At 46.9% G+C, this 4273-nt stretch carries 4 protein-coding genes and 1 riboswitch; of the genes, 1 reads left to right on the top strand and 3 read right to left on the bottom strand.

Annotated elements, in window-relative coordinates; translation table 11 throughout:
• The first annotated feature begins 107 nt into the window (after positions 1–107).
• Positions 108–184, top strand: a riboswitch (Glutamine riboswitch).
• A 37-nt stretch (positions 185–221) separates the two neighbouring features.
• Complete coding sequence (locus PN499_RS05705; protein WP_272030728.1) at positions 222–599, top strand: DUF4278 domain-containing protein; 378 nt, start codon at positions 222–224, stop codon at positions 597–599.
• A gap of 127 nt (positions 600–726) precedes the next feature.
• Here the strand turns inward: PN499_RS05705 and PN499_RS05700 are convergent, their stop codons facing one another.
• The 3 genes from PN499_RS05700 to lysA all read right to left on the bottom strand — a co-directional run bounded on the left by PN499_RS05700 (position 727) and on the right by lysA (position 3960).
• Entirely contained in the window at positions 727–1476 is a 750-nt protein-coding gene (locus tag PN499_RS05700) for an isoprenyl transferase (RefSeq protein ID WP_007357262.1), read from the bottom strand.
• A 60-nt stretch (positions 1477–1536) separates the two neighbouring features.
• Positions 1537–2478 carry a diadenylate cyclase CdaA gene (gene cdaA / locus PN499_RS05695; protein ID WP_272030727.1) on the bottom strand — a complete coding sequence of 314 codons (942 nt, stop codon included), beginning with the start codon at positions 2476–2478 and terminating at the stop codon, positions 1537–1539.
• 69 nt (positions 2479–2547) lie between these two features.
• Positions 2548–3960 (bottom strand): diaminopimelate decarboxylase, encoded by a 1413-nt coding sequence (gene lysA / locus PN499_RS05690; RefSeq protein WP_272030726.1) that lies wholly within the window; start codon positions 3958–3960, stop codon positions 2548–2550.
• Positions 3961–4273 lie beyond the last annotated feature (313 nt).

Below are 4273 nucleotides of genomic sequence, written 5' to 3'. Positions count from 1 at the left end.
CTCCCCCGCTCTTCCCCTAGCCCCTTCTTCGTCTAAATAGTTAAGTTTTATTACAGACTTGACATTTGCCGAAAAAACAGTAACAATGAATACAGAAAGAAAAATAAATCGTTCATCTTAATTGCCTCTAGTTTTATAGAGGCGAACGAGACGGAAGTAGGGACAACTCCCGAAGGAACGCGCCTCAGTTCACCACACTATTGACAGAAGAGGCGAAGACCATGAAACTCAAATATCGCGGCATTAGTTACGAATACACTCCTCCCGTAGTTGAAACCGTTGAAGGTAACATCGGCGGCAAGTATCGGGGTTTAGATTGGCGGTTCCGCAATCTTAAGAAAGCTCCACTGTTGCAACCGAGCGTAAACTTGACCTATCGCGGTGTAACTTATTGCAATAACCCAAGTGCGATCGTAGAGAGTCAAGCAGCAGTTGACCAAACAGATCCGACACCAGTTATGCCTATTTCAGAGCAAGCTCGCTCCTTGATGATGAATCGCGATCGCGCTGCTAAGAAGCGCCATCAATCGATGCTGAGCCGTTTAGCCGCTGAAGTTGGATTAAATATCACCCCTTCAGAATCCTACAACCAAGGTTAATCGCACCTGTTTGTAAGAAGGAAGAGAGAGAGGGGAGGATTGGGAGTTTTGAGTATTGAGTTTTGAGTTGAAAAACTTAAAAATTCCTCATCCTCCTATCCTCCCCATCTCTCTCTTCTTTCTTCATTCAAACTTTCCCAAACCTACGATTCCTTTGTTGGTAAGCATAGAGAGCGCGATGAAACTCCTTGCGGTCAAAATCAGGCCACAAAGTATCAGTAATATAAATTTCCGCATAAGCGATCTGCCAGAGCATAAAATTTGACAACCGCATTTCTCCACTCGTGCGGATTAACAAATCGGGATCGCAAACATCAGCCGTATAGAGATAGCGTTTAAATAAAGCCTCATCAATCTCCTCCGGTTGCAACTGCCCCAACTTCACCTGAGACGCGATCGCACGAGCCGCCTGCACTATCTCCTCACGCCCTCCATAATTCGTCGCCACAGTAAACCGAATCCCCTGATTTTGCTCAGTTTCAGCCACAGAACGTTCAATTTCTGCCTGCAAAGACTTCGGCAAAGCCTGTAAATTTCCCATAAACTTAATTTTTACCCCCTCCTGCACCATCTCCCGCAATTCTTGGCGCAGCTTCCCCTCAAATAAACTCATCAAAAAGTCTACCTCTTCCAGAGGTCTGCCCCAATTCTCAGTCGAAAAAGCATAGGTAGTTAACGCTTCAATGCCCCAATCCTTGCAGCACCGTAGCAACTCCTTCAGCGTACTCGCTCCCCGACTGTGACCCGCAATTCGAGGCAACCCCTGACGCTTAGCCCAGCGGCCATTTCCATCCATAATCACTGCTACGTGCTTGGGCAATCTTTCCCGATCGAGGTCAGCAGGCAATTCTTGTAAAACGCTTAACTTTGCACTCATATATAATTCCGAGGTGGAAACCTATTCTGGTTAACTGTTAACTGTTAACTGTTAACTGCCTCAATTTTTATCGCGATTACTTGGTGGCGGACGGCGTAATATCCGCGAAATCATAGCCGATGCCCTATAGCCTATCTGCCGTCCCAGATTGCCTATAGGGATTGGCGGCGCTACTCCCTCTCCCTCAGAGGGGTTAAGCTTTGCCTCTAGCAACTCCTTGAGTTTGCTACTCGTCAAAGGTCGGTTTAAATTTCCCATCTGAGCCAAAGAAATAGAACCCGTTTCCTCAGAGACAACCACACAGATGCAAGCTTGCACTCGCTCTGTAATGCCCATCGCCGCTCGGTGACGAGTTCCCAACTGCCGCGACGCAGTACGCTCTGACAGCGGCAAGATCACCCCCGCCGCCACAATTCGAGAACCTCTAATCAGAGTCGCCCCGTCGTGGAGCAAAGTTTTTGGCTGAAAGATAGTCTGCAAAAGTTCTTTTGAAACTTCAGCATTCAGCTTTACACCTGGTACTGAAAAATCCCGCTCGTCAATCGGAGAGTCAGTTTCAAGGATGAGTAAAGCTCCAGTACGATTTTGTGAAAGTTCTTTAACTGCGTCCACAATTTCATCAATCACACTATCAGGCTCAGGAATAGACCTGCGACCTGGGCCAAACAATTGCAGAATTTCACCCCGACCCAATTGTTCCAGCAATCTGCGAAATTCTGATTGCAAGATCACTGCCATTGCCACAGCGGAACCAGTGACTAAGCTGTTGAGGGCAATGTGCAGCAACCTCAACCCAGCCCAGTTACTTACCGCTGTAGCTAACATCAGAACAATAAACCCCCGTACCATCCATAGCGTCCGGCGTTCTCCAATAATGACAAGCACCATGTACGCTAGGGCAAAGACCAATCCGAGATCCAGCCCGTGAATTAAAAAAGATACAGGGGGATATTGCAAAAAGCCCGCACTGTTAATGTCAAAACTAGATTGTTGATTGTTCATGGTTCATAGTTCGCTGCTAGCCATGAACCTTGAACCATGAAGCATGAACCATGAAACATGAACCGTCTTTTATTCCACTTGTTTGACGAGTCTTTCGGGCAAGCGGTCTTGCCTCAGTAAGTCTTGGTAAGTTTCACGCTGTATGATAACGTTTGCTTCCCCATCTCTGACTAAAACGGCTGTTGGTCGAGGCAACCGATTATAGTTAGAGGCCATGCTGTAATTGTAAGCACCTGTCGCCATTACGACCAGGACATCTCCCGGTTTTGATACTGGCAACTGAGCATTTTTAATCACAATATCGCCTGATTCGCAGTGTTTGCCAGCAATTGTTACTGTTTCTGTTAAATGAGCAGACATTTGGTTGGCTGCGACTACTCGATATACTGATTGGTAGGTAATCGGACGCGGGTTGTCTGACATCCCGCCATCTACAGCTAGATAAGTCCGCATTCCGGGAATGACTTTTTGAGAGCCAACTGTGTAAGCGGTGACGCAAGCTGAACCAATCAGCGATCGCCCTGGTTCGCAAAGCAATTTCGGTAAAGGTATTTCCAGCTTTTGACAAGCTGCTGCTACCGATTCGCCAATTACTTTTACCCAAGCTTCGATACTGGGAGGATCGTCCGCTTCAGTATAGCTGATGCCTAAGCCGCCGCCAACGTTGAGTTCCCCCACAGGTAGGCCGTAGTGACTTGCTTTGACGAATGCTTCGGCGATGACTACTGCTAAATCTTCGTGGGGTTGCAGTTCAAAAATCTGCGAACCGATGTGAGCGTGTAGGCCAATACAGGATAATGAGGGCTGTTTGCTTAGGAAGGCAAAGACTCGATCGAGATCGTTGGGATCGAACCCAAATTTGCTATCAAGGTGGCCTGTGCGAATGTATTCGTGTGTGTGACACTCGATCCCTGGAGTAAACCGCAGCATGACGCGCACTGGTTGGGTTGCTCTATTTTCTAGAATGTCAACCAGAGTTGATAATTCTAGCCAGTTATCGGCGACAATAGTACAGCCGCTTTCGATCGCTAGTTCTAGTTCGCTGCGAGATTTATTGTTACCGTGAAAGTAGAGTTTGTTAGGACTAACGCCAGCTTGCAGAGCAGTAAAGATTTCGCCCCCAGATACCACGTCGATACCTAAGCCTTCGGAGGATGCGATCGCACAAACCGCCATACAACTCCACGCCTTAGAAGCGTAAAGTACCTGAGACTCACCCGGATAGTAACGTTTTAAGGCTTCCCGGTACTGGCGGCAAGCCGTTCGCAATGTCACTTCGTCTAAAATATAGATCGGCGAACCAAATTGCTCAACCAGGTTAACTACATCGCAACCCCCGATCTCCAAGCGATCTTGACTGTTAACTCTAGCTGTGAGCGGTAAAAGTTCCTGATTCGGCGAACGAGTCTGCGGGGTATTTTTAGAGTCAGGTAGATACTGAAGTCCAGAATTTTGAACTTCAACAGATTGAATTGATACCATCGTAATAATTAAGTGTTTTTGGCCATTAGTCGTTAGTCATTAGTCATTAATCATTAGCCGCGAGATATAGACTGGGGACTAGAGGCTAAATGACCTAGACTAGGAAGGATTTGTTACTTAAGAGGGTTAAGCCCTAGTTTATTTTCTAGTGTACAATTGACCGCTGTGCCTTTGATAGAAATTAAACATCTTGCACTAGAACACCTGCCAGCAGCCGTCGAACTCGACCAGCTTTGTTTTGGCGGAATTTGGACTTTGGAAGGCTACCGCCGAGAGCTGGAAAGTTCTAATAGTGATTTATTGGGTCTATGGG

It is taken from the genome of Kamptonema animale CS-326 (genome assembly GCF_028330895.1).
In the GTDB taxonomy this organism is placed as follows: domain Bacteria; phylum Cyanobacteriota; class Cyanobacteriia; order Cyanobacteriales; family Microcoleaceae; genus Kamptonema; species Kamptonema formosum.
Note: the sequence above shows the minus strand (reverse complement) of the source record. Positions and strands in the feature narration are given on the sequence as shown.

Bases quoted from the DNA above. Each gene is read 5' to 3' on its own strand.
- PN499_RS05705 (WP_272030728.1), top strand. From the start codon at position 222: ATGAAACTCAAATATCGCGGCATTAGTTACGAATACACTCCTCCCGTA.
- cdaA (WP_272030727.1), bottom strand. From the start codon at position 2,478: ATGAACAATCAACAATCTAGTTTTGACATTAACAGTGCGGGCTTTTTG.
- PN499_RS05700 (WP_007357262.1), bottom strand. From the start codon at position 1,476: ATGAGTGCAAAGTTAAGCGTTTTACAAGAATTGCCTGCTGACCTCGAT.
- lysA (WP_272030726.1), bottom strand. From the start codon at position 3,960: ATGGTATCAATTCAATCTGTTGAAGTTCAAAATTCTGGACTTCAGTAT.